The 23,152-nt window shown below is 59.6% G+C and carries 21 protein-coding genes, 1 tRNA gene and 1 pseudogene; 9 read left to right on the top strand and 14 right to left on the bottom strand.

The features are described from left to right. Positions 1-18 precede the first annotated feature (18 nt). Genes ureE through BT119_RS02885 form a run of 6 tightly spaced genes read left to right on the top strand, consistent with a single transcriptional unit; the run spans position 19 to position 5,175 of the window. Positions 19-459 (top strand): urease accessory protein UreE, encoded by a 441-nt coding sequence (gene ureE / locus BT119_RS02910; RefSeq protein WP_003367064.1) that lies wholly within the window; start codon positions 19-21, stop codon positions 457-459. Continuing rightward, complete coding sequence (locus BT119_RS02905; protein WP_003367062.1) at positions 456-1,187, top strand: urease accessory protein UreF; 732 nt, start codon at positions 456-458, stop codon at positions 1,185-1,187. The genes ureE and BT119_RS02905 overlap by 4 nt, the downstream gene beginning before the upstream one ends. A gap of 34 nt (positions 1,188-1,221) precedes the next feature. Continuing rightward, positions 1,222-1,917 (top strand): urease subunit beta, encoded by a 696-nt coding sequence (locus BT119_RS02900; protein WP_054081847.1) that lies wholly within the window; start codon positions 1,222-1,224, stop codon positions 1,915-1,917. Between the two features lie 3 nt (positions 1,918-1,920). After that, positions 1,921-3,633: an urease subunit alpha gene (gene ureC, locus BT119_RS02895; RefSeq protein WP_003367057.1), complete on the top strand. Its 1,713-nt coding sequence runs from the start codon at positions 1,921-1,923 to the stop codon at positions 3,631-3,633. Between the two features lie 25 nt (positions 3,634-3,658). After that, the gene (gene ureG, locus BT119_RS02890; RefSeq protein WP_003367054.1) at positions 3,659-4,321 is read left to right on the top strand and encodes an urease accessory protein UreG; all 663 of its coding nucleotides are present in this window, start codon (positions 3,659-3,661) and stop codon (positions 4,319-4,321) included. Next, positions 4,318-5,175, top strand: a complete 858-nt coding sequence (locus tag BT119_RS02885) for an urease accessory protein UreD (RefSeq protein ID WP_072364732.1) — start codon at positions 4,318-4,320, stop codon at positions 5,173-5,175. The genes ureG and BT119_RS02885 overlap by 4 nt, the downstream gene beginning before the upstream one ends. 41 nt (positions 5,176-5,216) lie before the next feature. Here the strand turns inward: BT119_RS02885 and fabF are convergent, their stop codons facing one another. The 4 genes from fabF to BT119_RS02865 all read right to left on the bottom strand — a co-directional run bounded on the left by fabF (position 5,217) and on the right by BT119_RS02865 (position 11,420). Continuing rightward, positions 5,217-6,506 carry a beta-ketoacyl-ACP synthase II gene (gene fabF / locus BT119_RS02880; RefSeq protein WP_060707639.1) on the bottom strand — a complete coding sequence of 430 codons (1,290 nt, stop codon included), beginning with the start codon at positions 6,504-6,506 and terminating at the stop codon, positions 5,217-5,219. 2 nt (positions 6,507-6,508) lie between these two features. Continuing rightward, on the bottom strand, positions 6,509-9,628 hold the full coding sequence (locus BT119_RS02875) for an efflux RND transporter permease subunit (protein WP_060707638.1): 3,120 nt from the start codon (positions 9,626-9,628) through the stop codon (positions 6,509-6,511). Continuing rightward, positions 9,625-10,728 (bottom strand): efflux RND transporter periplasmic adaptor subunit, encoded by a 1,104-nt coding sequence (locus BT119_RS02870; RefSeq protein WP_072364730.1) that lies wholly within the window; start codon positions 10,726-10,728, stop codon positions 9,625-9,627. Before BT119_RS02870 ends, BT119_RS02875 begins: the two co-directional genes overlap by 4 nt. 77 nt (positions 10,729-10,805) lie before the next feature. After that, the gene (locus BT119_RS02865) at positions 10,806-11,420 is read right to left on the bottom strand and encodes a TetR/AcrR family transcriptional regulator (RefSeq protein ID WP_032609397.1); all 615 of its coding nucleotides are present in this window, start codon (positions 11,418-11,420) and stop codon (positions 10,806-10,808) included. A gap of 87 nt (positions 11,421-11,507) precedes the next feature. Here BT119_RS02865 and BT119_RS02860 point away from each other — a divergent pair, with 87 nt between their 5' ends. Beyond that, complete coding sequence (locus BT119_RS02860) at positions 11,508-12,980, top strand: efflux transporter outer membrane subunit (protein ID WP_072364728.1); 1,473 nt, start codon at positions 11,508-11,510, stop codon at positions 12,978-12,980. 38 nt (positions 12,981-13,018) lie between these two features. Here the strand turns inward: BT119_RS02860 and BT119_RS02855 are convergent, their stop codons facing one another. Next, complete coding sequence (locus BT119_RS02855) at positions 13,019-14,110, bottom strand: NADH:flavin oxidoreductase/NADH oxidase (RefSeq protein ID WP_003367039.1); 1,092 nt, start codon at positions 14,108-14,110, stop codon at positions 13,019-13,021. A gap of 59 nt (positions 14,111-14,169) precedes the next feature. On the opposite strand from BT119_RS02855, the gene BT119_RS02850 reads away from it, so the two are divergent. Continuing rightward, complete coding sequence (locus BT119_RS02850; RefSeq protein ID WP_003367037.1) at positions 14,170-14,505, top strand: ArsR/SmtB family transcription factor; 336 nt, start codon at positions 14,170-14,172, stop codon at positions 14,503-14,505. Positions 14,506-14,701: 196 nt separating this feature from the next. Here the strand turns inward: BT119_RS02850 and BT119_RS02845 are convergent, their stop codons facing one another. The 6 genes from BT119_RS02845 to BT119_RS02820 form a co-directional block, all read right to left on the bottom strand. After that, positions 14,702-16,324, bottom strand: coding sequence for a methyl-accepting chemotaxis protein (locus tag BT119_RS02845; protein WP_032609426.1), 1,623 nt, complete (start codon positions 16,322-16,324; stop codon positions 14,702-14,704). 580 nt (positions 16,325-16,904) lie between these two features. Further along, entirely contained in the window at positions 16,905-18,227 is a 1,323-nt protein-coding gene (locus tag BT119_RS02840) for an MFS transporter (protein ID WP_024663768.1), read from the bottom strand. 83 nt (positions 18,228-18,310) lie between these two features. Continuing rightward, a complete protein-coding gene (locus BT119_RS02835; RefSeq protein ID WP_003367029.1) occupies positions 18,311-19,189 on the bottom strand; it encodes an SMP-30/gluconolactonase/LRE family protein in 879 nt (292 codons plus the stop codon). A gap of 47 nt (positions 19,190-19,236) precedes the next feature. After that, positions 19,237-20,169, bottom strand: coding sequence for a 3,5-dioxohexanoate:acetyl-CoA acetone transferase (locus BT119_RS02830; RefSeq protein ID WP_003432995.1), 933 nt, complete (start codon positions 20,167-20,169; stop codon positions 19,237-19,239). Between the two features lie 90 nt (positions 20,170-20,259). Then, positions 20,260-21,048 (bottom strand): SDR family oxidoreductase, encoded by a 789-nt coding sequence (locus BT119_RS02825; protein WP_003432996.1) that lies wholly within the window; start codon positions 21,046-21,048, stop codon positions 20,260-20,262. After that, positions 21,045-21,767 (bottom strand): GntR family transcriptional regulator, encoded by a 723-nt coding sequence (locus BT119_RS02820; RefSeq protein ID WP_003432997.1) that lies wholly within the window; start codon positions 21,765-21,767, stop codon positions 21,045-21,047. The genes BT119_RS02825 and BT119_RS02820 overlap by 4 nt, the downstream gene beginning before the upstream one ends. Positions 21,768-21,960: 193 nt before the next feature. On the opposite strand from BT119_RS02820, the pseudogene BT119_RS27415 reads away from it, so the two are divergent. Continuing rightward, positions 21,961-22,262 (top strand): annotated as a pseudogene (locus BT119_RS27415) (site-specific integrase); the annotation flags it as partial. Positions 22,263-22,344: 82 nt separating this feature from the next. Here BT119_RS27415 and BT119_RS02810 read toward each other — a convergent pair. From BT119_RS02810 to ihfA, 3 genes are all read right to left on the bottom strand, one after another. Next, positions 22,345-22,421: transfer RNA gene (locus BT119_RS02810), tRNA-Pro, on the bottom strand. Between the two features lie 88 nt (positions 22,422-22,509). Continuing rightward, on the bottom strand, positions 22,510-22,866 hold the full coding sequence (locus BT119_RS02805; protein WP_003315559.1) for a MerR family transcriptional regulator: 357 nt from the start codon (positions 22,864-22,866) through the stop codon (positions 22,510-22,512). Then, entirely contained in the window at positions 22,847-23,149 is a 303-nt protein-coding gene (gene ihfA, locus BT119_RS02800) for an integration host factor subunit alpha (protein ID WP_002553164.1), read from the bottom strand. Before ihfA ends, BT119_RS02805 begins: the two co-directional genes overlap by 20 nt. Positions 23,150-23,152: the final 3 nt, after the last annotated feature.

Raw genomic sequence — 23,152 nt, 5'->3', positions numbered from 1 at the left:
CGTACGGGAGCCATCGCCATGCTGATACTCGACCGCATTCTGGGCCAGGCCAGCGACCCGGCCCTCGCCGACCGCCTGCATGACCTGAGCCATGCCGGTCAGGTCGAAACCCTGAGCCTGTCCGGCAGTGACATTCAGCGCCATCGCCTGCGCCTGACCAGTGATCGGGGCACCGACTGCGCGATTCGTCTGGAACGTCACCAACACCTGCGCAACGGCTCGGTGCTGATGCTCGACAGTCAACGCGCCATCGTCGTGCAAATGCAGGATCAGCAATACCTCGACCTGCAACCACGCGATGCGGCGGCCGCGCTGGAACTGGGTTATTTCGCCGGCAACATGCACTGGGCAGTGCGCTTTGCCGGAGACACCTTGCAGATCCCGCTCAACGGCCCGGAAGCTGACTACCTCGAGCGTCTGGCGCCCATGCTCGCGGACGGCCGGGTGCAGCGCGCATGAACGCCTCGAGCAGCCTGTTGCTGGCCCTGCAGCAGGCCGACAGTTTCTTTCCCGGCGGTGCGGTGGCGTGGTCATGGGGTCTGGAAACGCTGGTCGCTGACGGACACCTCGGTCACGGCGAAATCGTCGCGCCACGACGCCGGCAACGAACGGTTCGCCATAGCCGCAGTGCCGAGGTACATGGCTTCGTCGAGGGCCAATTGCGCCATCGCTGGAACAGTTTTGATCGAGTGTTTCTGCTCGCCGCCTGGCACGCGGCCGATGACCAGCCGGCGTTGATGGCTCTGGACACTCAGATCGAAGCACTGACCCTGGCCGAGGAACTGCGCCAGGGCTCACGACGTGTCGGCCAGGCATTGCTGGGCGTGCATGTCGCGCTGGGCACATCGGGCGCGGCGTCCTATCAACAGCAGATTCTGGCAGGCCACACACCGGGCCATCTGCCCGTGGTGCAGGGCCTGCTCTGGAATCACCTGGGCATGCACCGCGATCACTGCCAACTGGCTGCCGCACACGCCTTGTGCACCGGGCTGGTCAGCGCCGCCGTACGCCTCGGGGTCATGGGCCACATCGATGCGCAACGGGTGCTGACCGATATTCAACCGCTGATCACCGAACTGCTGGCGCAGGAACCGCCTGAGCCAGACGACGCGTGCGGCTTCACACCCATGGCCGAAATCGCCGTGATGCGCCACGAAACCCAGGACCTGCGCCTGTTTGCCAATTGAACCGGCCCTCTACTGACAGCTCTGGAGCCCCCTCATGTTGCTGACCCCTACCGAACTTGAACGACTCACGCTGTACACCGCCGCCGAGCTGTCACGCAAACGCCGCAGCAAGGGCCTGCGCCTGAATTTCCCGGAAGCCTCGGCCCTGATTGCCGACGAGATTCTTGAAGGCGCACGCGAAGGCCGAAGTGTTGCCGAGCTGATCGGGTTCGGCTCGACGATCCTCAACACCGATGACGTGATGCCTGGGGTCGCCGACCTGCTGCCGGTGCTGCAGGTCGAGGGCACGTTTCCGGATGGCACCAAACTGGTCACCGTGCATCAACCGATCCGGCCGGGCCGACTGCCGCTGGCGGTCATGCCGATACCGGGAGAGATTCTTTCACCTGACGGCGATATCCACCTGAATGGCGACCGGCCGACCGCCACCCTGCGCGCGATCAATACCGGCGACCGACCGGTGCAGATCGGCAGTCACTATCACTTTTTCGAAGTCAACAAGGCGCTGGATTTCCCGCGTGAACGTGCCTTCGGCATGCACCTGGATATTCCCGCAGGCACGGCGGTGCGCTTCGAACCCGGCGAGCTGCGCGAAGTGCAACTGGTGCAGTTTGGCGGAACTGGCGACATCCACGGCTTCAGTGGCCTGACCAATGGCAACCTGCACGATCCGGCCTGCAAGCTCGCAGCGCTGGAGCGTGCCCGCGCCCAACTCTTCAAAGGAGCCTGAGGCATGGCAACGATGACGCGCAAGGAATACGCCGCCATGTACGGCCCCACGACCGGCGATGCCGTGCGCCTGGGTGACACCTCGTTGCTGGCCGAAGTCGAGTTCGACCACTCGGTGCCTGGCGATGAGTGTCTGCACGGTGGTGGCAAGACGCTGCGTGACGGCATGGGCCTGATGCCCGGGCACGACAGCGCTGACGGGGCCCTGGACATGCTGATCTGCAACGCGCTGATCATTGACCCGGTGATCGGCATCGTCAAAGGCGACATCGGTATCAAGGACGGCAAGATCGTCGCCATTGGCAAGGCCGGCAACCCGCAGATCATGGACGGGGTGCACCCGCAACTGATTTGCGGCGTCGCCACGACCGTACGCGATGCCGAGGGCTTGATCGTGACCCCCGGCGGTATTGACGTGCATGTACATTTCGACTCGGCGCAACTCTGCGATCACGCGCTGGCGGCAGGTCTGACCACACTGATCGGCGGCTCGCTGGGGCCGATCACGGTAGGCATCGACTGTGGCGGGGAATGGAACGTCGGCAAAATGTTGCAGGCCGCCGAAGCCTGGCCGATCAACTTCGGTTTTCTGGGGCGCGGCAATTCCAGCAAGCCTGAATCGCTGCTCGGGCAACTGCGTGGCGGTTGCCTGGGGCTGAAGATCCACGAGGACTGGGGCGCCATGCCGGCGGTGATCGACACCTGCCTGAAAGTCGCCGACGAATACGATTTTCAGGTTCAGTTGCACACCGACACCCTCAACGAATCCGGGTTTCTCGAAGACACGCTGGCGGCGATCGGTGACCGCACCATTCACATGTACCACACCGAAGGCGCAGGCGGCGGGCATGCGCCGGACATCATCAGCGTCGCTGGCAAAAGCAACTGCATCCCCTCCTCGACCAACCCGACCAACCCCTACACCGTGAACACGTTCGACGAGCACCTGGACATGATCATGGTCTGCCACCACCTCAATCCGGACGTGCCGGAAGACGTGGCGTTCGCCGAATCGCGGGTGCGCCCGCAGACCATCGCTGCCGAGGACATCCTGCACGACACCGGCGCCATTTCGATCCTGGGCTCCGACAGCCAGGGCATGGGCCGTATCAATGAGGTGATCTGCCGGACCTGGCAACTGGCGTCGAAAATGAAAGACCAGCGCGGTCGCCTACCGGAAGAAACCACGGCACTGGGCGACAACGAACGGATCAAGCGTTACATCGCCAAATACACCATCAACGCCGCGCGGGTATTCGGCATCGACAGCTACATCGGCTCTCTGGAGCCCGGCAAGCTGGCCGACCTGGTGCTCTGGCGGCCGGCCTTCTTCGGCATCAAGCCGGAGCTGGTGGTCAAGGGCGGCTTCATCGTGCACGCCGTGATGGGTGATTCCGCCGCCTCGCTGTACACCTGCGAGCCCTTGGTGATGCGTCCGCAATGGGGCGCATTTGGCGAGGCCAAACAGGCGCTGTCAGTCAACTTCGTCAACCGTCTTGCCGTCGAGGCCGACACCGCCACACGCCTGGGGCTCAAGAAGCAACTGCTGCCCGCGTTCGGCACTCGCACCCTGCGCAAGTCCGACATGCTGCACAACGATGCCTGCCCGGACATCCGCGTCGACCCGCAGACCTTCGATGTGTATGCCGACGGCGAGCGCCTGCACTGCGAGCCGGTCAGCGAAGTGCCACTTGCGCAACGCTACATGCTGCGTTGAAACCCTCCCGCACAGGAACCCCGACATGAGCCTGCCTCTGAATGCATCCGCCCCGCACACCGACGCCCAACCTCATCCCGGCGCAGCGCGCGTCGGTATCGGCGGGCCGGTCGGCTCGGGCAAGACACGTCTGCTGGAACAACTGATCCCGCGCTTCATTGCGCGCGGCACCGAGCTGGCGATCATCACCAATGACCTTGCGACCCGCGAGGATGCCGAGCGTGTGCAGCGCAGCGGCCTGATCGATCCTCAGCGGGTTCGTGCGGTGGAAACCGGTGCCTGCCCGCACACGGCCATTCGTGAAGACCCGACCCTCAACCTGCAAATGGCCGATGAGCTGGAGGCGCGCTTCGGCAATCTCGATCTGGTGCTGATCGAATCCGGCGGCGACAACCTGGCCTCGACCTTTTCGCTGGATCTGGTGGACTACTGGATTTTCGTCATCGATGTCGCAGGCGGTGACGATATCCCGCGCAAACGCGGACCCGGCGTGCTGAGCTGCGACCTGCTGGTGGTCAATAAATACGACCTGGCACCCTATGTGGGGGTCGACCTGCCGCGCATGCGGCGCGAGTCGGCGCAGGCGCGCAACGGCCAGCCGGTGCTGTTTACCAACTGCAATACCGGCGAAGGCGTCGACGCGGTGGTTGAAGCGATAAGCCGTGCCGTGTTGTTCGACCGCACATGAACGCCCATCAATCGTCACTGCCCGCACAGGCAAAAAGCACGGCGCATATTGCTTTCAGCAAGGCGCCTTCCGGGGCCAGTTATGTGTCTCGTCAGGAAGTCGGCTACCCCTTCCATCTGGGCCGTAACCTGACCCTGCCACAAGACCCGCCCGGCATGGCGGCGGTCTACCTGCAGTCGTGCTCGGGAGGCCTGTTCGCCGGGGAACAACTGCACCTGCGTCTGCACGCAGGGCCAGGCACACAAGTGCACGTCAGCACCGGCGCTGCGACGGTCGCGCACAGCATGCTTGAGCAGTCGGCGCAGCAGACCGTGACGCTGGTCGCCGAAGCCGATGCACTGCTGGAGTACCTGCCGATGGCCACCATTCTGTTTCCACAGACGCGGCTGCATAGCCAGGTAAACGTAACGCTGCACCCCGGCGCAAGAGTGTTGCTGTGCGACGCATTCTGCCTGCACACACCTCCAGGCAGCGAAGGGTTGCCCGACTTTTACCGCGCCGATCTGCAGGTCTACAGCCCGGCCGGAAAACTGCTGGCCGGTGACCGACTGGCAATGACCGGCGCAGACCTGCAACGCCGACTGCCTGGTGTGAGCGCTCAACGGCAAGCCTTGGCGACGTTCATGCTGGTGGGCCAGGGTTTGCCGATAGAGGATTTGAAACGGACGTTGCGCGAAGCGTTACACGACGTTGCCGATAGCTACCAGGGCGTCAGCGCATTGCCGAACGATTGCGGCGTGTCCGTACGCATGATGAGCGCCGATGCGGTGGCGTTGCGTAATGCGCTGCACCTGGCCTGGGCATGCGTTCGTCAGCAATTGACAGGACTTGCGCCACGGGTGCGGCGCAAGTGAGCAGTCAGGCCACTGCAGAGCACTTTCCAGGCTGAAACGACTTACGGCATGCCTTCCCAGCGCCGAAAAAGAACGCTGGCATTGACCCCGCCGAATCCGAACCCGTTTGAAAGGGCGTGGACGATTGGGGTCTCTCGGGCGACCATGGCCACCAGGTCAAGCCCATCGGCAGCCTCGTCCGGGTGAGTGAGGTTCAATGTGGGTGGCACGATTTGGTCTCTCAGTGCCAGCACTGTGAAAACTGCCTCGATTCCGCCGGCCGCACCCAGCAAATGTCCGGTGGCCGATTTTGTAGAGCTAATGGCGACGCCTGATCGAGTGCCGAACAATGAGCGAATGGCAGCCAGCTCACCCTTGTCACCGACAGGCGTCGAGGTGGCGTGGGCATTGATATGCTGCACCTCATCAACCCCTGCGCCACCTTGATGCAGTGCTTGCTCCATTGCTCTGCGCGCACCGCGACCGTCTTCCGGCCCGGCTGTCAGGTGATAGGCGTCCGCACTGGTGCCGTAGCCTGTCAGTTCCGCAAGCGGCGTCGCGCCCCGCGCCAGGGCATGCTCCAGTGATTCGATGACCAGCAGGCCCGCCCCTTCAGCCATGACGAAACCGTCACGGTCCCGGTCAAACGGGCGTGAGGCCTCTTGCGGCCGACCCGTAAAGCTCGTGGAAAGCGCACGAGCCGCAGCAAAGCACCCCAGCGTGACGCGATCGATGGCGGCCTCGGCACCACCGCAGATTGCAATGTCGGCCTCACCGCTTCTGATCAACCGCGCTGCGTCGCCAATGGCTTGCACGCCGGCTGCGCAGGCAGTCACGGGGGCGCCCAACGGACCTTTAAAGCCATAACGGATGGAAATCTGGCCAGCCGCCATGTTCGCCAGAAAAGATGGCGCAGTGAATGGCGACAGTCTGCGAGGTCCACGTGTATCCGTGACACGCACAGCGTCGGCAATAGCGCCAAAACCGCCGACACCCGACGCAATGACGGTCGCCGTTCGCTGCTGTTCCACCTCGGAGTCAGGATGCCAACCAGCCTGCGCGAGCGCTTCATGAGCAGCGACGAGCGCGAACTCGATGAAGCGGTCCATCTTCTTGCGCTCTTTCATCGGGATCACGCTATCCGGGGCATACCCGGCAACCGGGTCTTCTCCGAGGGTCGGCACCTGGCCTGCGACTGAAACACCGGTGCCATCACTGACACTGCCCGGCAGCAAGCCAATGCCCGAGCGGCCACCCAACAATCTGTGCCATACCTTCTCGACTCCGCACCCCAAGGGACTGACTATGCCGCAACCGGTTACGACGATCCGCTTTTGGACATATTGATTCATGATCAGATCCTCTTCATCTCTGTGCCCGTTGAGGCATGACTGCTGGAGTTTGGGGGTAGCGATCCTCTATCCGGACGGATTTTGAACCAGATCGAATACATGGCTGGCAGGAACACCAGCGTCATCACAGTCCCGCCGAGGGTGCCTCCGATCAGCGTGTAGGCAAGCGTCCCCCAGAACACCGAATGGGTCAGAGGGATGAACGCCAGGATCGCCGCCAGTGCCGTGAGCAGCACCGGGCGTGCCCGCTGTACGGTTGCTTCGACCACCGCCTGAAACGGGTCTAGCCCTTGCTTTTCGTTGTGGTCGATTTGCCCGATCAGGATCAAGGTATTGCGCATCAGAATGCCGGACAGCGCGATCAGCCCGACGAGAGCGTTGATACCGAACGGCTGATTGAACAAAAGCAGTGTCGGCACAACACCGATCAACCCAAGTGGAGCGGTGAAAAACACCATCATCATCGCCGACATCGAACGCACTTGAAGGATGATGATCAGCAAGGTGACGGCAATCATGATCGGAAACAGCGGGGCCAATGCCGCAGTAGCCTTTGCCGATTCCTCTACTGATCCGGCCTGCTCGATCCGATAGCCCTCCGGGAGGCTGTCGATGATCGGCTGCAGTGCTTTCATGATCACGGCGGAGACATCCGGCGGTTGCAGATCTTCCGCGATATCACCGCGCACGGTGATGGTCGGCACACGATCTCTACGGCGCAGAATCGGGTCTTCCATACGCACTTCAACCACTCCGGCCTGCGAAAGAGGAATGCGCTGACCGGCAGCCCCCACCAGCGTGAAGCCCTCGATCTTCGCGGGGTCCAGGCGGATGTCACCCGCCGCCCTGCCCATCACTTCCACCGAGCGGATATCTTCGCGTACAGACGTGACAGGGATGCCCGAGAGCAGGAACTGTAATTGCCGGGCTGCTGCGCTTGAGGTCAGCCCGACGGCCTGCAAGCGATCCTGATTCAGAGAGAAGTGCAGCGTAGGCACTCGCGTTCCCCAATCGCTGTTGACAGTGCGCATCATCGGACTCGCCGCCATGATGGTTTCGACCCGACTGGCGATCTCGCGCAATGTGTCAGGGTCTGGCCCGCGCACGCGATACGCCACAGGAAACGGCGAATAAGGACCGAACACGAGCTGTGTGACCCGGACCCGGGCCTCAGGTGCAAGCCCGTTAGCAACGGCCTCACGAATCCGCAGCTTGAGCGCTTCTCGTGCGTCCTGGCTTTCAGTCAGTACAACGATTTTTGCAAACGACGGATCCGGCAGCTCCGGCGCCATTGCCAGATAAAACCGTGGCGAGCCCTGTCCGATGTAGGACGTGACGATCTTCGCGGCATCCTGCTGTTGCAGCCACGCCTCTACCTTGGCGGTGGTTGCGCTGGTCTGCTCGATGGATGTGCCATAGGGCATCTGCACTTCGATCAGTACTTCCGGACGATCGGAGGTCGGGAAGAATTGTTTCTTGACCGCCCCCATCCCGAGAACTGCCACGACAAATGCAGCGATCACCGCACCCGCCACCCACCACTTCCTGGCAATGACGTGGGCCAGAACCCGTCTGAAACGATTGTAATGCGCAGTGTCGTAGATGGCGGCGTGTCCGCCTTCAACCGGCTTGATTTCCGGCAGCATCTTCACCCCCAGATAAGGTGTGAAGACCACTGCAACTATCCAGGAGGCAATCAAGGCGATGCCGACAATCCAGAACATGTTGCTGGTGTACTCACCGGCAGTCGACTGCGCAAAGCCGTTCGGCATGAAGCCGATAGCGGTCACCAGAGTACCGGCAAGCATGGGCGCTGCGGTGTGGCTCCAGGCATAGGCTGACGCCTTGATCCGGTCGTAGCCCTCCTCCATCTTCACCACCATCATTTCGATGGCAATGATTGCGTCGTCCACCAACAGGCCCAGTGCCAGGATCAATGATCCCAGGGTAATCCGGTCGAAGTTCTTGCCCGTCGCTTCCATCACCACGAAGACAATGGCCAGCGTGAGCGGTACGGCTGCAGCGACCACCACACCGACTCGCCAGCCCATGCTGAGAAAGCACACCAGCATCACCACAAGCAGGGCGACGAAGAACTTGATCATGAACTCGTCAACCGCCGAACTGATGTTCACCGACTGGTCAGTGACCTTCGAAAGCGTCATTCCCAATGGCATGCCTTGATTGATTCTGGCTGTTTCCGCGTCCAGCGCCTTACCCAGGTCCAGACCATTCCAGCCGTCGCGCATCACGATGCCCAGCAACAGGGTCGGCTCGCCCTGATTGCGGACCAGAAAGGTCGCGGGGTCTTCGTAGCCGCGTTCCACTGTCGCCACGTCCTGCAGCTTCAGCGTTTTACCCCGCGCCACAATCGGCGTGTTGCGGATTTTCTCAAGGGTGTCGAAGGCACCGTCCAGACGTATAAACACCTGCGGCCCGCTGGTTTCAATCGAACCGGCGGGGGTCAGGACGTTCTGGTCGTTGAGCGCCGAAAAAATGTCCTGGGGAGCGATACCCAATGTTGCCAGCCGCTCGTGGGAGAACGACACGAAGATTCGTTCGGCTTGCTCGCCGATGATATTGATCTTCTTCACGCCCGGCACATGCAGCAGACGCTGGCGCAGTGACTCGGCATCGCGTACCAGCAGCCGCTGCGGCTCACCTTTTGCCTTCAACGCAAACAGCGCAAAGGTCACATCCGAAAATTCATCATTGACCAGCGGACCAATAACCCCCGCAGGTAACGACTTCGCGGCATCACTGAGTTTCTTGCGCGCTTGATAAAACTCTTCCTGCACCTGGGAAGGTGGGGTCTTGTCCTGGAATGAAACCATAGTGAATGCCAGACCCGGCCGGGTGTAGGTCTCGCTACGGTCGTACCACTTCAATTCCTGCATGCGTTTTTCAAGCGGCTCGGCGATCTGATCCTGCATCTCCTGAGCGGTTGCGCCAGGCCACGCAGAAATAACGGTCATTTGCTTGACAGTGAAAGGCGGATCTTCCGCACGCCCCAGTTTGAAAAATGAAAGCGTACCGGCCACGCCGATCAAAACAATCAGAAACAGCGTAATGGAGCGTTCGCGAACCGCCAGTGCAGAAAGGTTGAAACGTCCCGGATTCATGGTCGCGCCTCAGCGGTGATACCACCCTGCTGCACACGCACTTCTTCACCGTCATGAAGTAAATGCGTGCCCAATGCCACGACCTGCTCACCGGCCTCTAGACCACCACTCACGTTTGCCGAATCTTCACTCACACCCAGCAGTTGCACAGCGCGCCAGGTGACTTTTGCAGGCGTACCTGCGATGACCCAGACACCAGGGCCTCGACCCGGATCATGCAGAGCGGCAATGGGTATCGCCAGCGACTGCCGGGCAGGCTTGCCAACAGCGATATCGAGGGACACCGTTGAACCCAGAGGCGCACTGACGTTTGAACCCTCAAGCACATACCTGGCTTCAAAGGTACGCGTCAGCGGATCTGCTGCGTCAGAGAGCAGCCGCAGCCTTGCCGGTATGACGCTCGCACTGTTTCCATACAGTCTGGCCTCAGCCCGATCACCCATCGCCGGCCGCAAGGTTTCAGGCAGATGGACAATGGCTTCGCGTGGCCCGGCCTTTGCCAGCCTGACCACGGGCTGGCCTGCGCTGACGACCTGCCCAGGCTCGACCAGGGTGTCGACCACCACGCCGTCGGCGTCCGCCAGTAAAACGGCGTACCCGGTTGCGTTACGTGCCACGCTGGCCTGCGCTTGAGCCGCATTCAGTTCTGCCTTGGCGGTGTCGGCCAGGGATTTGATCCGGTCGTAGGCGGAAGCGGATATCGCACCAGCGACGACCAGGTCACGGTTGCGCGCTTCGTCATCTGCAGTCTGCCTGGCTCGCGCCACAGCGGCGGCAACCGCCTGCTGTTGGGCCTGAGCCTGAAGCCCAAGGTCAACGGGGTCCAGGCGCATCAGTGGCTCACCGCGCTTGACGGTCTGGCCGGTATCAACCAGGCGCTCGAGCACCTTCCCGGAAACCCGAAACCCCAGGTCGCTCTGAACCCGAGCGACCACGACACCTGTGAAAGAACGGAAGGCTTGATCAGCATTTGCAACAGTGGCCGCCCTTACCAGCGGCGGCTGGGTACGTGGATCGCGCACCGCGGACGACTCGCTGCACGCAGTCAGAAAGAGAGGCAATAACAGCAAGGCAGTGGTTTTGGGTCTGGACAGGAGCATGGGATCCCTTACTTGAAATCAAGTGAGCAGGGAAACGATTCTCCGTAAAGTGACCAAATTAGTCAATGGTCACAACTTCATGGTGCCAGACTTCGCAGTATCAACGCCGATAGCTGGACCGGAGCCGTCGACACAATGTCGAGGTTGTATTGCAATTGCACCGGGTTGATGTACGGGCGCATGACCAGGTGAATGGCTTGAACGGCCTCGTCCAGAGGTGTCTTGCGCTCGAACTCTCCCGACTCCCTGCCTTCAAGAACGATTTGCTGGATGAGCTGGCGAATACGCTCGTCGTGCGCGGCAGCAGAAGGCCACTGATCGCGGCCTGCGACAGCGGCTATGTCATACAGCTTCCGGTCGTGAAAAAACAGATCGCTACCGGCTTCCACAAGCGAGCGGAACAGGCGGCGCAGCCTTTCGGAGGCCGTTGGCGCCTCGCTGATTGCCGAGTTCACCAGCGCCATGATCATGGCCAGCCGGTTCGAGCAAATCACTTCGCCAATGGCTTGCTTGGAGTCGAAGAACTTGTAGATGTAGGCCTTGGAAAAACCAATGGCTTTGGCCAGATCGGAGACCGTGGTTTTCTCATAGCCGTAGTGGCCGAAATGCTGTGTTGCCGCTTCGACAACCTGATCGCGAACGCTGTGGTCGGAGGGACCGCGCATTGGCGATGTTTTGATTTGATTAGTCATGTTTCCAGCTTAGCTATGTGAACACTCGTTGACAACAAGTGACCAAATCGTAATATAGTCACAACCTGATCATCTCAAGGAATTTCCATGCGCCCGATTTGTACTTATGTACTGGTCATGAGCACCGGCCTGCTGTCGGGCTGCGCCGTGGGCCCGGATTACCAGCGCCCGGATGCGCCCCTGCCTGACCGTTATCTGACTCAACCACGTGGCGCTGCGAATATTACCGCGCATCCGCCTGTCAGTGCCGCGTGGTGGGACGGTTTTGATGATCCGTTACTGAGCAGCTTCGTGTCACGCGCACTGGCGCAGAACCTCGATCTCGCCCAAGCCCGTGCGCGGTTTGCTCAGGCACGCGCCGGAGCAGATGCGGCAACCGCCGCCCTGCTCCCATCGGGCAACATCGATGCACAGACGGCTCGCGCGCAGCAATCGGTAGAGACTCCACTCGGTCAGGTCCTGAACTCGACACCTGGCTACGATCGTTATGGCAATTCCTATGAAGCCAATCTGACGGCAAGCTGGGAGCTGGACGTTTTTGGCGGTTTGAGACGCAGCCGACAGGCTGCACTGGCTGAATATCAAGCTTCGCAGGCAGGTGTTGCGGCTGCCAGGCTGGCTGTGGCAGCCCGGACCGCTGATACCTACATCACCGTCCGTGGTCTGCAAGCCAGACTGGCAATCGCGAACCGACAGGTTAAAACCCGGCAGGACCTGCTGGAAAAAGTCCAGCTCCTTCATGAGCGTGGTCTGTCCCCGGAATATGAAGCTCGTCAGATCGAAGCGGAGCTTTTACAGGTGCAGGCAACAGTGCCTATTCTGCAAACAGGTCTCGACGCGACGATGAACGCGCTAGATGTGATGTTGGGCGTGCCGCCTGGCACTCACCGGAGCTCTCTGGCTGAAACAGGTCGAATCCCACACGCACCCGAGCTCACGTCGACAGGAACGCCAGCCGATCTTCTCCGTCGCAGACCTGATCTGATCGTGGCCGAGCGGCGCCTTGCCGCTTCGAACGCACGTATCGGCGTGGCGATCAGCGAGTATTATCCCAAACTCTCACTCAGCGCACTGCTGGGCAGCGCCACAGCCGTGTCGAGCGGCAACCTGTTTACCGATGGTGCCAGTCAGTCAGCAGGTATTTTGGGGCTTCGCTGGAGGCTTTTTGATTTCGGCCGGGTGAACGCCCGGATCAGACAAGCCAAAGGACAAGAGGCAGAAGCTCTGGCGGCTTATCGACAGTCAGTTTTGCGCGCCACTGAGGACGTTGAAAACGCTTTTTCTTCGTTGACCAGCCGCGAAACTCAAGCTGCAATGCTGGGTAAAGGAGAAACTGCACTTGCTTCAGCCCGGCAATCCTCATTCGCAAGCTACAGCAAAGGTGCTGCCAGTTTGATCGAGGTTCTGCGCGCTGACGAGAAAATGCTGCAGGTCGCTGACGCCAAGGCGCAGGCACAGGTCGAATCCGCACAGGCGGCGGTCGCCGTCTTCAAAGCGCTGGGTGGTGGTTGGCAAATGCCTTCCACCACTTCACCTGAAGAGAGGATGCCTACGCTGTAGGTGTCACCAACGAACGCATCCTTTCAGATCAGGCGTACTCAGCGATAACGTTCAAGCCAGTGAGCGTAAGGCGCCGGCAAGGTCCAGGCCGACTTTTCAACGCCCAGTTCTTTCGCCGCGAAATAGGCCCAATGAGGATCGGCCAGATGCGCACGGCCAATCGAGACCAGATCGAGCTGGCCTGACTTGACCGCCTCTTCAGCCAGCTTCGGCTCGCCGAAGCCCCAGGCGCTGGTCACTGCAATATCCGCTTCACGACGCACACGCTCGGCGATCGGTCCCATGAACGCAGGCCCCCACGGAATGTTGGCGTCCGGCGTGCTGAAACCGACGCTGACGCTCAACAGATCCAGCCCGCCAGCCTTGAAGCGGCGCGCCAGTTCGATTGACTCGGCAAGCGTCTGCTCGTCGCGACCGTCGTATTCGATCACGCCAAAACGTGCGGTGAGCGGCAGGTTCTCAGGCCAGACTTCACGTACTGCGGCCAGGGTTTCCAGCAGGAAACGGCTGCGGTTATCGAAGCTGCCGCCGTACGCATCGGTGCGTTGGTTGGAGTGCTCGGAGAAGAAGCTCTGCCCCAGGTAGCCGTGGGCAAAATGCAGCTCGATCCATTCAAAGCCGGCATCGCGGGCGCGACGCGCAGCATCGACGAAGTTCTGGCGAACACGCGCGATGTCGTCCAGGGTCATGGCGCGCGGGACTTTCGGCAGGTTGGCACCGAACGCAATGGCGGACGGAGCGATAGTGTCCCAGCCACGCGAATCGGAAGCAGCGATATGGTCATCACCTTCCCATGGACGATTGGCACTGGCCTTGCGACCCGCGTGAGCAATCTGAATACCCGGCACGCAACCTGCGGCCTTGATGGCTTTGACGACAGGTACGAATGCCTGTGCCTGTTCATCGTTCCAGATACCGGTGCAACCGGGAGTGATACGTCCTTCCGGCGCAACGGCGGTAGCTTCGACCACCAACAGACCAGCACCGCCACGTGCCATGCTGGCCAGGTGCACGTGGTGCCAGTCGTTGATGACACCTTCGGTTGCCGAGTACTGGCACATCGGAGGAATGGCAATTCGGTTGCGCAGCGTAACGTCTTTCAGTTTGAAGGGTTCGAACAATGCAGACATTGGAAAGCTCCCGTAGGCCAGATGACTTTTGATTTCAGTTGTTCGATGGTAATCGAACTATGGCAATAAACGGAAGCCTTGATATCATCCCCTCCATGCGAACCTTCCAACACCCCGATCCTGAAGACCTCACACTCGAACGCTTACTCTATGCCTTGAGTGATCCCGTTCGCATGGGAATCGTGCGCTGCCTGGCCGGCGTCGCAGAAGCCACCTGCGGCGAACTGGACGGCGGACGTCCTAAATCGAGCATGTCCCATCATTTCCGCGTGCTGCGCGATGCCGGGCTTGTACAGACGCGCAACGTGGGCACCACGCACATGAACTCGCTACGCAAACAGGTGCTTGAGAGCCGGTTCCCGGGTCTGCTGGACAGTATTCTGGCTCAGCATTGACGTAAAAAGGCATCAGCCCCGAGACAACCTGCGCTGCCATTTCATTGCATGAATTTCGATACGCTGGACGGGATCGTCATCCAGCGAACCAAAGGTTAGGCGCGTTTTTTGAATATGCAAAAAAACCCGGCATTAGCCATCGACTAATCCCGGGGTTTTCAGCGGCGCTAACGTATTGACGATTCGCGTTCAGACCTTAAAGCCGAAACTTGCCCACTTCCGTCTGCAGGCTGGTGGCGAGGGTCTTCAGGCCGCCGCTGGTCTTGAGCAGTTCCTGAACCGACATGTTGTTCTGTTCAGCCATTTGCGCGGAGCGCTCGACGTTACGTGCGACATCCTGGCTGGCTGCGGTTTGCTCACGCAGCGCGAAGGATATCTGGTCGACCACCTGCAGAACCTTGCCCGAACTGTCGCGAATCTCGATGATCGCTTGACCGGCGGTGCCAGCCATTTCGACGCCTTCGTTCACTTCCTGAACGCCGCTGCGCATGCTCTCGACGGTCTCCCGTACGCCCGCCTGAATTTTCTCGATCATCCCGGCGATTTCCTTGGTGGATTTGCCAGTGTTCTGCGCCAGCAGGCGTACCTCGTCAGCAACCACTGCGAAGCCACGGCCTTGCTCACCGGCCCGAGCAGCCTCGATGGCCGCGTTGAGTGCCAACAGGTTGGTCTGGTCGGCAATGCCCTGAATCACGCTGACGATCGATGAAATGTGCTCGGAGTGCTGACCCAGGCCTGCGACCTGAGTAGAAGACAGCTGCACGGTCCGGGCGATGCCATTCATGCTGGACAGGGTGTTTTCGATGACCTGCGCACCGTCCTTCGACTGCTGCCCTGAACGACTGGCGAGTTCATGCGCCTCGTCGGCGTTTTCGGAGACGTGATGGATGCTGACGGTCAGTTCTTCGATTGTGGCCGCCATCGCCGAGGCGGACGTCGACTGTTCCTGGATCGCACCGGACAGTTGCTCGGACGCACCGGAAATCTGTTGTACGGCAACGACCAGTTGATTGGCGGCCTGGCTGATCTGTTGAATCATCTCGCGCAGACGATTCTGCATACGATCGAAAGCTTTCGGCAGTTCATCGTGACTGCTGGTGTCGATCACGGTATCCAGCTTGCCATTGGCAATTGCTGTTGCGGCATCAATGGCCAGTTGCAGGCGCGCCGTGGTGCTGCGTCCCAGTGCCGCGGCCAGTATCATCGCCAGAACGGCAGCTGCCAGGCCACCGCACATCAGGATCATGATCGCGAGCCGCTTGGCATCCGCCATTTCCTGGCTGCGTTGAAGCAGCAACTTCTGCTCGGTGCCGCTGATCTCAGCCAGCAGAGCGCGCATGCTGTCCATTTTGGCTTTGTCAGCCCCCGAGGTGATGCGTGCATCCAGTTCATCATCAGCCGCATTGCGTGCTGTCAGATCGCGGCGCAGGGCGATGATCGGATTGATATCCTCGTCAAGCCAGCGCTTCTGGGTTTCACCCAGTGCAGCCAGGCGGCGCTGCTGCTCCGCATTGTCGGCTGTCAGGCGCTTGAGCGAATCGAGCTCTTCGGTGAAGCGCTTTTCCCCCGCCACCAATGGCTCCAGAAACGCATCCTTCGAGGCAATGACAAAGCCGCGCATGCCAGTTTCGATATTGATCAGCTGTTCAAGGGCAAGTTGAGCTTCGCTCAGCACCTGGTACGTATGGACATTGCTGTTGGTGGCTTCCTCGACCTGCTCGAAGCCTCTGTAAGCACTCGCGACAAGGACGGCGATAAATACGATGATCGCGGCAAAGCTGAAGTAAAGCTTTTGCGAGATGCTGAGTTTGCTGAACATGATGTCGATCCTGAACATAGCCGTTCCGTGGCTTGCATGGTGGGCGTTATCGCTCGTAAAAATAGGCTGAACCAACTTTTATGATTGATGTCATTGAGATATTACTCATGTCGCCCGCCAGCTCAGTAACTTTAGAGACCGTCATTTCATCGAACCTGAATAAAGGCTCTAATCCCACCCAACCTGTTGATATTAAAGGTTAAAAAATTTTTATTAGACTTGGCATTTCATTCGCTGTACGACTCAAAAAACTTGACGATCCAGTTTTTATGACGTCAATTTTTTGCCTCTGATAGTCAAGGCATGTTCTGATCGCGACAGCTGAGATGTCGCTGCACAACAAGTAATGCCAGTAAAAAGTAATACTTTATTCTTCCACTCCCATTGGCCGTATGGTCCGGCAAACGCATGCTGACGCTCTTGAAAGTGGCACTTTTTGGCTGATACGGGGACAGATGTTGAGAACTGACGTTCTCTTTCTGGTCCCCGTAAGCCGACGCATCTGTCCAGATACAGCGCGTCATTACAGAGTGACTTCCCGTTCTGGAAGATCAAAACCAAGTGACCTTCCTTTTCACCCTTACACGCTCCGCTGCGCTGTCAGCAATTCCGGATGGTGTGAAAACAGTTGCAAAAACGCCCCGCCCAACGCGCAACCGGCCATCACGAAAAAGCACACGGTATAACCGCTGAGGCTGGTCCAGCCGCCGCCCATGGAAATCAGCGTCCCCATCAGCACCGGGGCAATACCGCCGCCGATGAACATCGCCGTGGTGATGATCCCGTTGGCTGTAGAGGTTGCCGAAGGTTGTGCAGAGTCGGAAGCGACTGCGTAGTAGATGGGCCAGACGGCATTGGCGACCAGACCGAAAAGCAACTGTACGGCGATAACGATCAGGATGGTGTTGGCGAAGTAAAAGGCCCCGACACTGAGCGCCATCCATATGCCACAGATGATCAAGGTGATGCGCCGGCCGATGATGTCCGACAGCGAAGGCCATATCAGTTGCCCGAGAATGCCGGTCAACGTGAACACCACGCTCATCCCCGCCGACTCGGCCAGCGACAGGTTGAGGATGTTGTACAGGTAGGCCGGCAGAACAATATTGACGCCCATGTACACCACCTGCGTGAGCAGGGTGTTGCCGGCAGTCAGGGCGATATTGCGGTTACTCAGCGTCGCTTTTACCGACTTCCAGACCTGGCCTTTTACATTGGTCGACGGCGTGCTGTCCGGCGGGGTCATGCCTTTGGCAGCGATGTCCACGTACAGTTGAGTAATGCGCTCGGCCGTGGAGTAGCGTGCCCAGAAGATCATCAGTGGCAACGCAACCACGAAGGCGAAGAAGAACACATAACGCCAGTTTTCCTCACCGTAGGTGCTGATCACGAAACTGGCGACAATGCCGCTGAGCATGGCGCCGATGGGGTAACCGGTATGGTGCGCGCCCAAGGCAAAACCACGGCGTTCAACAGGCCACCACTCGGCAGTGTTGCTGACGCCGACCGGTTCGCCCCAGCCAGCGCCCAGGTTCACCCCGACCCGCAAGGCAATGAAACTGGCCAGGCTGCCACTTAATGCCTTGAAGCCCGACAAAAACGACAGCGCGGTGTAACCCAGTACCAACGGCACCTGAAAGCGCGCCCGTTTCCAGCCCCCGCCGTAACGATCACTCCAGATGGAGCCGGGTATATCGAGAACGGCCAGCGCCAGCATGACCACCGTAGCTACCGTCCCCCACTGGTCCGCAGACAGGTCGAAATGCTTGGAAATCGTTGGGCCCAGACGCAAGACGATCTCGCGATCGTAGGCATTCAGAATCCAGATCATCCAGCAGACCAGCAACGACACCCACGAAAAACGATGAATCTTGCCCAGCGATGCGTTCTTGTTATTTGGCATGGGAAATCTCCAGGCGTGCCGCACACGCCCCTGCGAGAAAGGGTCCAGTCGTCCTTAACGTTCAGGTTCAGTCTGTCGACGGGTTAACTGGCAAAGCGCCGCTCGGCGATGCCTTTCACACCCAGTCCGGTGATGGCGAACAGGGCACCGCGCTGCTGGCCATCTTCCGGAAAGCGCGGCAATGGCGGCTTGGCCATGGAGGTGACAAACAATGTGTCCAGATTCGGGCCGCCGAAGGTCAGACTGGTCACTTTTTTCACCGGCATGTCGATGATGCGATCCACCTGCCCGTCGGGGGTGTAACGCACCAGTTTTCCGGCATACACCAGCGCTTGCCACAGACAGCCTTCGGCATCCACGGTGCAGCCATCCGCCGCCCCTCCGCCTGAGGTGTCGACCTTTGCAAACGTACGTCTGTCGGCGACTGCGCCGCTGGCGTTGTCGTAATCGTAGGTCCAGATCTCCCCTGACCAGGTGTCGGCGAAATAAAAGGTTTCCCCGCCCGGACTCCAGCAAGGACCGTTCGACACGATGATGCCTTCATCCAGAGTGTGCAGGCTCAGGTCCGGATCGAGGCGATACAGCTTGGCGCTGGCCTGATCCTCCTGCGTGTCCATCGAGCCCACGATGAACCGGCCCTGCCGATCGACCTTGCCATCATTGAGTCGATTGTTCGGCAGCCCCGGTTCGGGGTCGACGATCAGCTCGAGATCACCGCTCGGCAAGTCAAGGTTGTAGATACCCGTCTGCAACGCCACGAGCGCCGCATCGCCGTGCTTGCGCAAGGCCATGGAGCCGATTTTCTGACCGACATCCCAGGCGCGCAGTTCGCGCCCGTCGTTGGTGCAGCGCAGAACGCGGCCGTCGAAGCTGTCGATCCAGTACAGGCGCTGTTGCTCGACATCCCAGACCGGGCCTTCGCCCAGCGTGGTCTTAACGTCGACAACGATTTCGATACGCATTTTTCACCTCTGTCTTGTTGTTATTGAGATGACACATTTTGCGACGACTAGAAATTAACCTTGTCCTGTCCCTTCAGATCTAGCATTTCACGGGCTTGGTCCGGCGTTGCCACCTGCCCGCCCAGCGCTTCGATCACCGTGCGGATACGCTTGACCTGATCGGCATTGGACGCCGCCAGTTTGCCCGGTCCATCCCACAACGAATCCTCCAGACCGACCCGCACATGGCTGCCCATCGACAGGCCCATGGTGCCCAGCGGAATCTGATTGCGACCGGCCCCCAGGATCGACCACTGATAGGCATCGCCAAACAGGCGATCAGCCGTACGGCGCATATGCGCCAGGTCTTCAGGATGCCCGCCGATACCGCCACGCAAACCGAATACCGACTGTATGAAAATCGGTGCCTTGAGCAACCCGCGCTGCAGGAAGTGCGCTGCGGTATACAGATGACCGATGTCGTAGCATTCAATTTCAAAGCGTGTGCGGTTTTCGGCGCAGGTATTGAGGATGTGCGCGATATCGCGGAAGGTGTTGCGGAAAATCCGGTCGTCGCTGTCGGCCAGATAAGGACGCTCCCAGTCGTGCTTGAATTCGCTGTAGCGATCCAGCATTTCGTACAGCCCGAAGTTCATTGACCCCATGTTCAACGAGGCCAGTTCCGGTTTGAGCTGCGCCACCGGCTGCAGGCGCTCTTCCACGCCCATGGTCGGCGCGCCGCCGGTGGTGATATTGATCACCACGTCGCTCTTGGCCTTGATCTGCGGCAGGAACTGCCGAAACAGATCGACATCCTGACTGGGCCTTCCGTCATGTGGGTCGCGGGCGTGCAAATGAACGATCGAGGCCCCGGCCTCGGCGGCACCGATGGCTGCATCGGCTATTTCCTGCGGCGTGATCGGCAAATGAGGCGACATCGACGGGGTGTGGATCGCACCCGTCACTGCGCAGGTGATGATGACCGGACGTTTCTTGGGCATGAGCATTCTCCATTCTTGTTGTTGGCGAGAAGTCTGATGTGGAACATGACTCGGAAGATGTCCGGTCATCGTTGCTATCGGGCCGAATCCTCAGAGGTACTCGACGTTGCCATCCACACTGATGGCCTGACCCGTGACGTTGCGGGCGGCGGGCGAACACAGAAAGAGCGCCATCGCAGCAACATCCTCGGCGGTGACCATGCGCTTGAGCGAAATCTTTTTCAGGTACTCCTCGCGCATCTCCTCCTCCGGCACGTTCATCTGCTGTGCACGGGCCCGAATCACCCCGTCCATGCGCGGACCTTCGACGATACCCGGCAGCAAGGCATTGACGCGGATATCACTTTCCCCCAACTCGGACGCCAGCGACTTCATCAGCCCGACAATCGCCCACTTGGTCGCGGCATACGGGGTGCGCCAGGCATAGCCCAGGCGACCAGCGACCGAAGCGATATGGATCAGGTGTGCGTTGGGTGAGGCCTTGAGCAACGGCACCGCGTGATGAGCGAAGCGGTACTGCCCAGTGAGATTGATATCAATGGTGCGCTGCCACTCTTCTTCGCTGATAGCATCGATACCTGCCGTAGGGCCAGCGATTCCGGCGTTATTGATCAGCACATCAAGACCGCCGAACTGTTCACGCTGCACCCTGAACACCGCTTCGATCTGCACCGGATCAGCAACGTCTGCGCGCGTGGCAACGCTGCCTGGATGGCGATCAAGGAATGCCGCAATGGCCGCCTCGCTGACATCACACACATGTACCTTTGCCCCGGCTTCCATATAAGCCGCCGCCAACACCTCACCGATCCCGGCCGCACCACCGGAAATCAGGACGCGCAGCCCTGTGTAGGGAACCAGCCGATTGAGAACACTCATGCTTTTTTCACTCCCGAGACCCGCGACCTGGAGCGGTCGCTCTTTGCGATCAGGCGCGTCAGAGAATCAGCCGCCTGCATGATGTCGTCGGTGACCGCTGCACGAGCGGCCGCCCCATCACGCGCCGCCAGCGCCTCGACGATACGGTTGTGTGCTTCCATCGAACGCTGAAGATGCGCCTTGTCAGGCGCAACCAGCGCGAAACACGGACCGATGTGCAGCCAGAAATTCTCCACTGCTGCCACGATGAGTTCGGCCTTGGCCACCGCGTAAATGCGCCGGTGAAAGGCAAAGTTGGTCCACAGATAGAGCGCGACATCAACGCTGTCAGCAGCCGTCTGCATCTGCCCGCAGAGCTGGCTGATGTCAGCAAGATCGGCGTCGTTGATCAGAATGACCGCCTTCTCGGCCAACAGCCCCTCCAGCGCAACCCGCGCATCGCGAATCTCGCGCAGCCGCTCCGGGGTCATCATGGGTACGCGAAGACGAGCGGTTTCGGTGACTTCGAAGGCGTTCTCGGCACTGAGGCGATTCAACGCCTCGCGCACCGGCATCGGACTGGAACCCAGCGCTTCGGCAAGGCCACGAATCGTCAGCTTCTGACCCGGCTGAAAGCGCCCGCTCATCAGTGCTTCACGGATCTGCCGGTAGACTTGGTCCTGGAGGGTATCGCGAGAGACCTGCCGCATGGCGGGCAGGAGGATCGGAAGGTCTGTCATGGGGAGTAACTCATATTAGCGTTCTTATGGGGCTAATATGTGATCACAAATAACATATGTCAAATTGTTTTTTGGAGACCGTGGGAACCATAGCCAGAGCTCGCGTCGCGGGCCTAAGGGCAAAGCGTTGTCGTGGAAGAAGGTCGCCACAGTTTTTAGGTAACAGCTCTTGGCTATTCCGAGCGGCTGGATGTGGACGCTGGCACGGGGCCGCGCCTCTTATAAAAAGCGACAGAATTTTATGTGCAAGCAAGCAGCGCGAGAAGATTTCTTGAGGATCCGCATCCACGACCTCAAGCATTCATTTGGAAGACGGCTGCGTGCCGCTGGCGTTACCGATGAAGACCGGAAAGCTTTGCTCGGGCACAAGAACGGAGTATCAACACCCACTACTCGACAGCGGAGCTGGATCAGCTTATTACAGCGGCAAACAAGGTATCAGTAACCGACTCACGCGCGCCAGCGCTGGTGATTCTGAAGAGGAGGCAAGTGTAGGTCAAAAACCCAAGGGCACTCGAAATTTCACTGGGGTAGAAATGAAAAAGCCACCCAAAGGTGGCTAAGTCATTAAATTATATGGTCGGGACGGAGTGATTCGAACACTCGACCCCTAGCACCCCATGCTAGTGCGCTACCGGACTGCGCTACGCCCCGACTAGGCGTGTATCTGTTTTGCAACGTGCGAAAACGTTGAGGAATATACCCTAAGCATTTGAATTTTGGAAGTATCCTGACTGCTCAATTACGCCTTGAGCATGACGAGTACGTCTTCCAGCTCGGCAATCATCTCCCGAATCATCTGCTTGTACTGCTGAGTATCATCCTTCGGTTCACCGCTGGTGAGACGAAGTCGGGCGCCACCGATGGTGAAGCCCTGATCGTAGAGCAGGCCGCGGATCTGGCGGATCATCAGCACGTCCTGGCGCTGATAATACCGACGGTTTCCGCGCCGCTTGACGGGGTTGAGTTGAGGAAACTCCTGCTCCCAATAACGCAGAACGTGCGGTTTTACCGCGCAGAGCTCGCTGACCTCACCGATGGTGAAGTAGCGTTTGCCGGGGATCGGCGGCAGCTCGTCGTTATGACTTGGTTCCAGCATATGCCTCAACTCGGGCCTTCAGCTTCTGCCCTGGACGAAAGGTGACCACACGGCGCGCCGTAATCGGAATCTCTTCACCGGTCTTGGGATTTCTCCCAGGCCGCTGGCGCTTGTCTCGAAGGTCGAAGTTGCCGAAACCTGACAACTTCACCTGCTCGTTATCTTCCAGAGCGTGCCTGATTTCTTCAAAAAACAGTTCGACCAGTTCCTTGGCTTCCCGTTTATTCAGGCCCAGCTCTTCGTACAGACGTTCGGCCATCTCAGCTTTCGTCAGAGCCCCCATACG

The sequence above is a fragment of the Pseudomonas sp. NFACC10-1 genome (assembly GCF_900119195.1).
Classification (GTDB): domain Bacteria; phylum Pseudomonadota; class Gammaproteobacteria; order Pseudomonadales; family Pseudomonadaceae; genus Aquipseudomonas; species Aquipseudomonas cerasi.
The sequence above is the reverse complement of the archived record's forward strand: the minus strand, read 5'-3'. Positions and strand labels throughout refer to the sequence as shown.

Coding starts and splice junctions, on each gene's coding strand:
- ihfA (WP_002553164.1), bottom strand. CDS start 23,149: ATGGGGGCTCTGACGAAAGCTGAGATGGCCGAACGTCTGTACGAAGAG.
- BT119_RS02825 (WP_003432996.1), bottom strand. CDS start 21,048: ATGAGTGTTCTCAATCGGCTGGTTCCCTACACAGGGCTGCGCGTCCTG.
- ureG (WP_003367054.1), top strand. CDS start 3,659: ATGAGCCTGCCTCTGAATGCATCCGCCCCGCACACCGACGCCCAACCT.
- BT119_RS02835 (WP_003367029.1), bottom strand. CDS start 19,189: ATGCGTATCGAAATCGTTGTCGACGTTAAGACCACGCTGGGCGAAGGC.
- BT119_RS02875 (WP_060707638.1), bottom strand. CDS start 9,628: ATGAATCCGGGACGTTTCAACCTTTCTGCACTGGCGGTTCGCGAACGC.
- BT119_RS02830 (WP_003432995.1), bottom strand. CDS start 20,169: ATGCCCAAGAAACGTCCGGTCATCATCACCTGCGCAGTGACGGGTGCG.
- BT119_RS02865 (WP_032609397.1), bottom strand. CDS start 11,420: ATGACTAATCAAATCAAAACATCGCCAATGCGCGGTCCCTCCGACCAC.
- BT119_RS02870 (WP_072364730.1), bottom strand. CDS start 10,728: ATGCTCCTGTCCAGACCCAAAACCACTGCCTTGCTGTTATTGCCTCTC.
- BT119_RS02885 (WP_072364732.1), top strand. CDS start 4,318: ATGAACGCCCATCAATCGTCACTGCCCGCACAGGCAAAAAGCACGGCG.
- BT119_RS02900 (WP_054081847.1), top strand. CDS start 1,222: ATGTTGCTGACCCCTACCGAACTTGAACGACTCACGCTGTACACCGCC.
- BT119_RS02840 (WP_024663768.1), bottom strand. CDS start 18,227: ATGCCAAATAACAAGAACGCATCGCTGGGCAAGATTCATCGTTTTTCG.
- fabF (WP_060707639.1), bottom strand. CDS start 6,506: ATGAATCAATATGTCCAAAAGCGGATCGTCGTAACCGGTTGCGGCATA.
- BT119_RS02845 (WP_032609426.1), bottom strand. CDS start 16,324: ATGTTCAGCAAACTCAGCATCTCGCAAAAGCTTTACTTCAGCTTTGCC.
- BT119_RS02860 (WP_072364728.1), top strand. CDS start 11,508: ATGCGCCCGATTTGTACTTATGTACTGGTCATGAGCACCGGCCTGCTG.
- ureC (WP_003367057.1), top strand. CDS start 1,921: ATGGCAACGATGACGCGCAAGGAATACGCCGCCATGTACGGCCCCACG.
- BT119_RS02850 (WP_003367037.1), top strand. CDS start 14,170: ATGGCAATAAACGGAAGCCTTGATATCATCCCCTCCATGCGAACCTTC.
- ureE (WP_003367064.1), top strand. CDS start 19: ATGCTGATACTCGACCGCATTCTGGGCCAGGCCAGCGACCCGGCCCTC.
- BT119_RS02820 (WP_003432997.1), bottom strand. CDS start 21,767: ATGACAGACCTTCCGATCCTCCTGCCCGCCATGCGGCAGGTCTCTCGC.
- BT119_RS02905 (WP_003367062.1), top strand. CDS start 456: ATGAACGCCTCGAGCAGCCTGTTGCTGGCCCTGCAGCAGGCCGACAGT.
- BT119_RS02855 (WP_003367039.1), bottom strand. CDS start 14,110: ATGTCTGCATTGTTCGAACCCTTCAAACTGAAAGACGTTACGCTGCGC.
- BT119_RS02805 (WP_003315559.1), bottom strand. CDS start 22,866: ATGCTGGAACCAAGTCATAACGACGAGCTGCCGCCGATCCCCGGCAAA.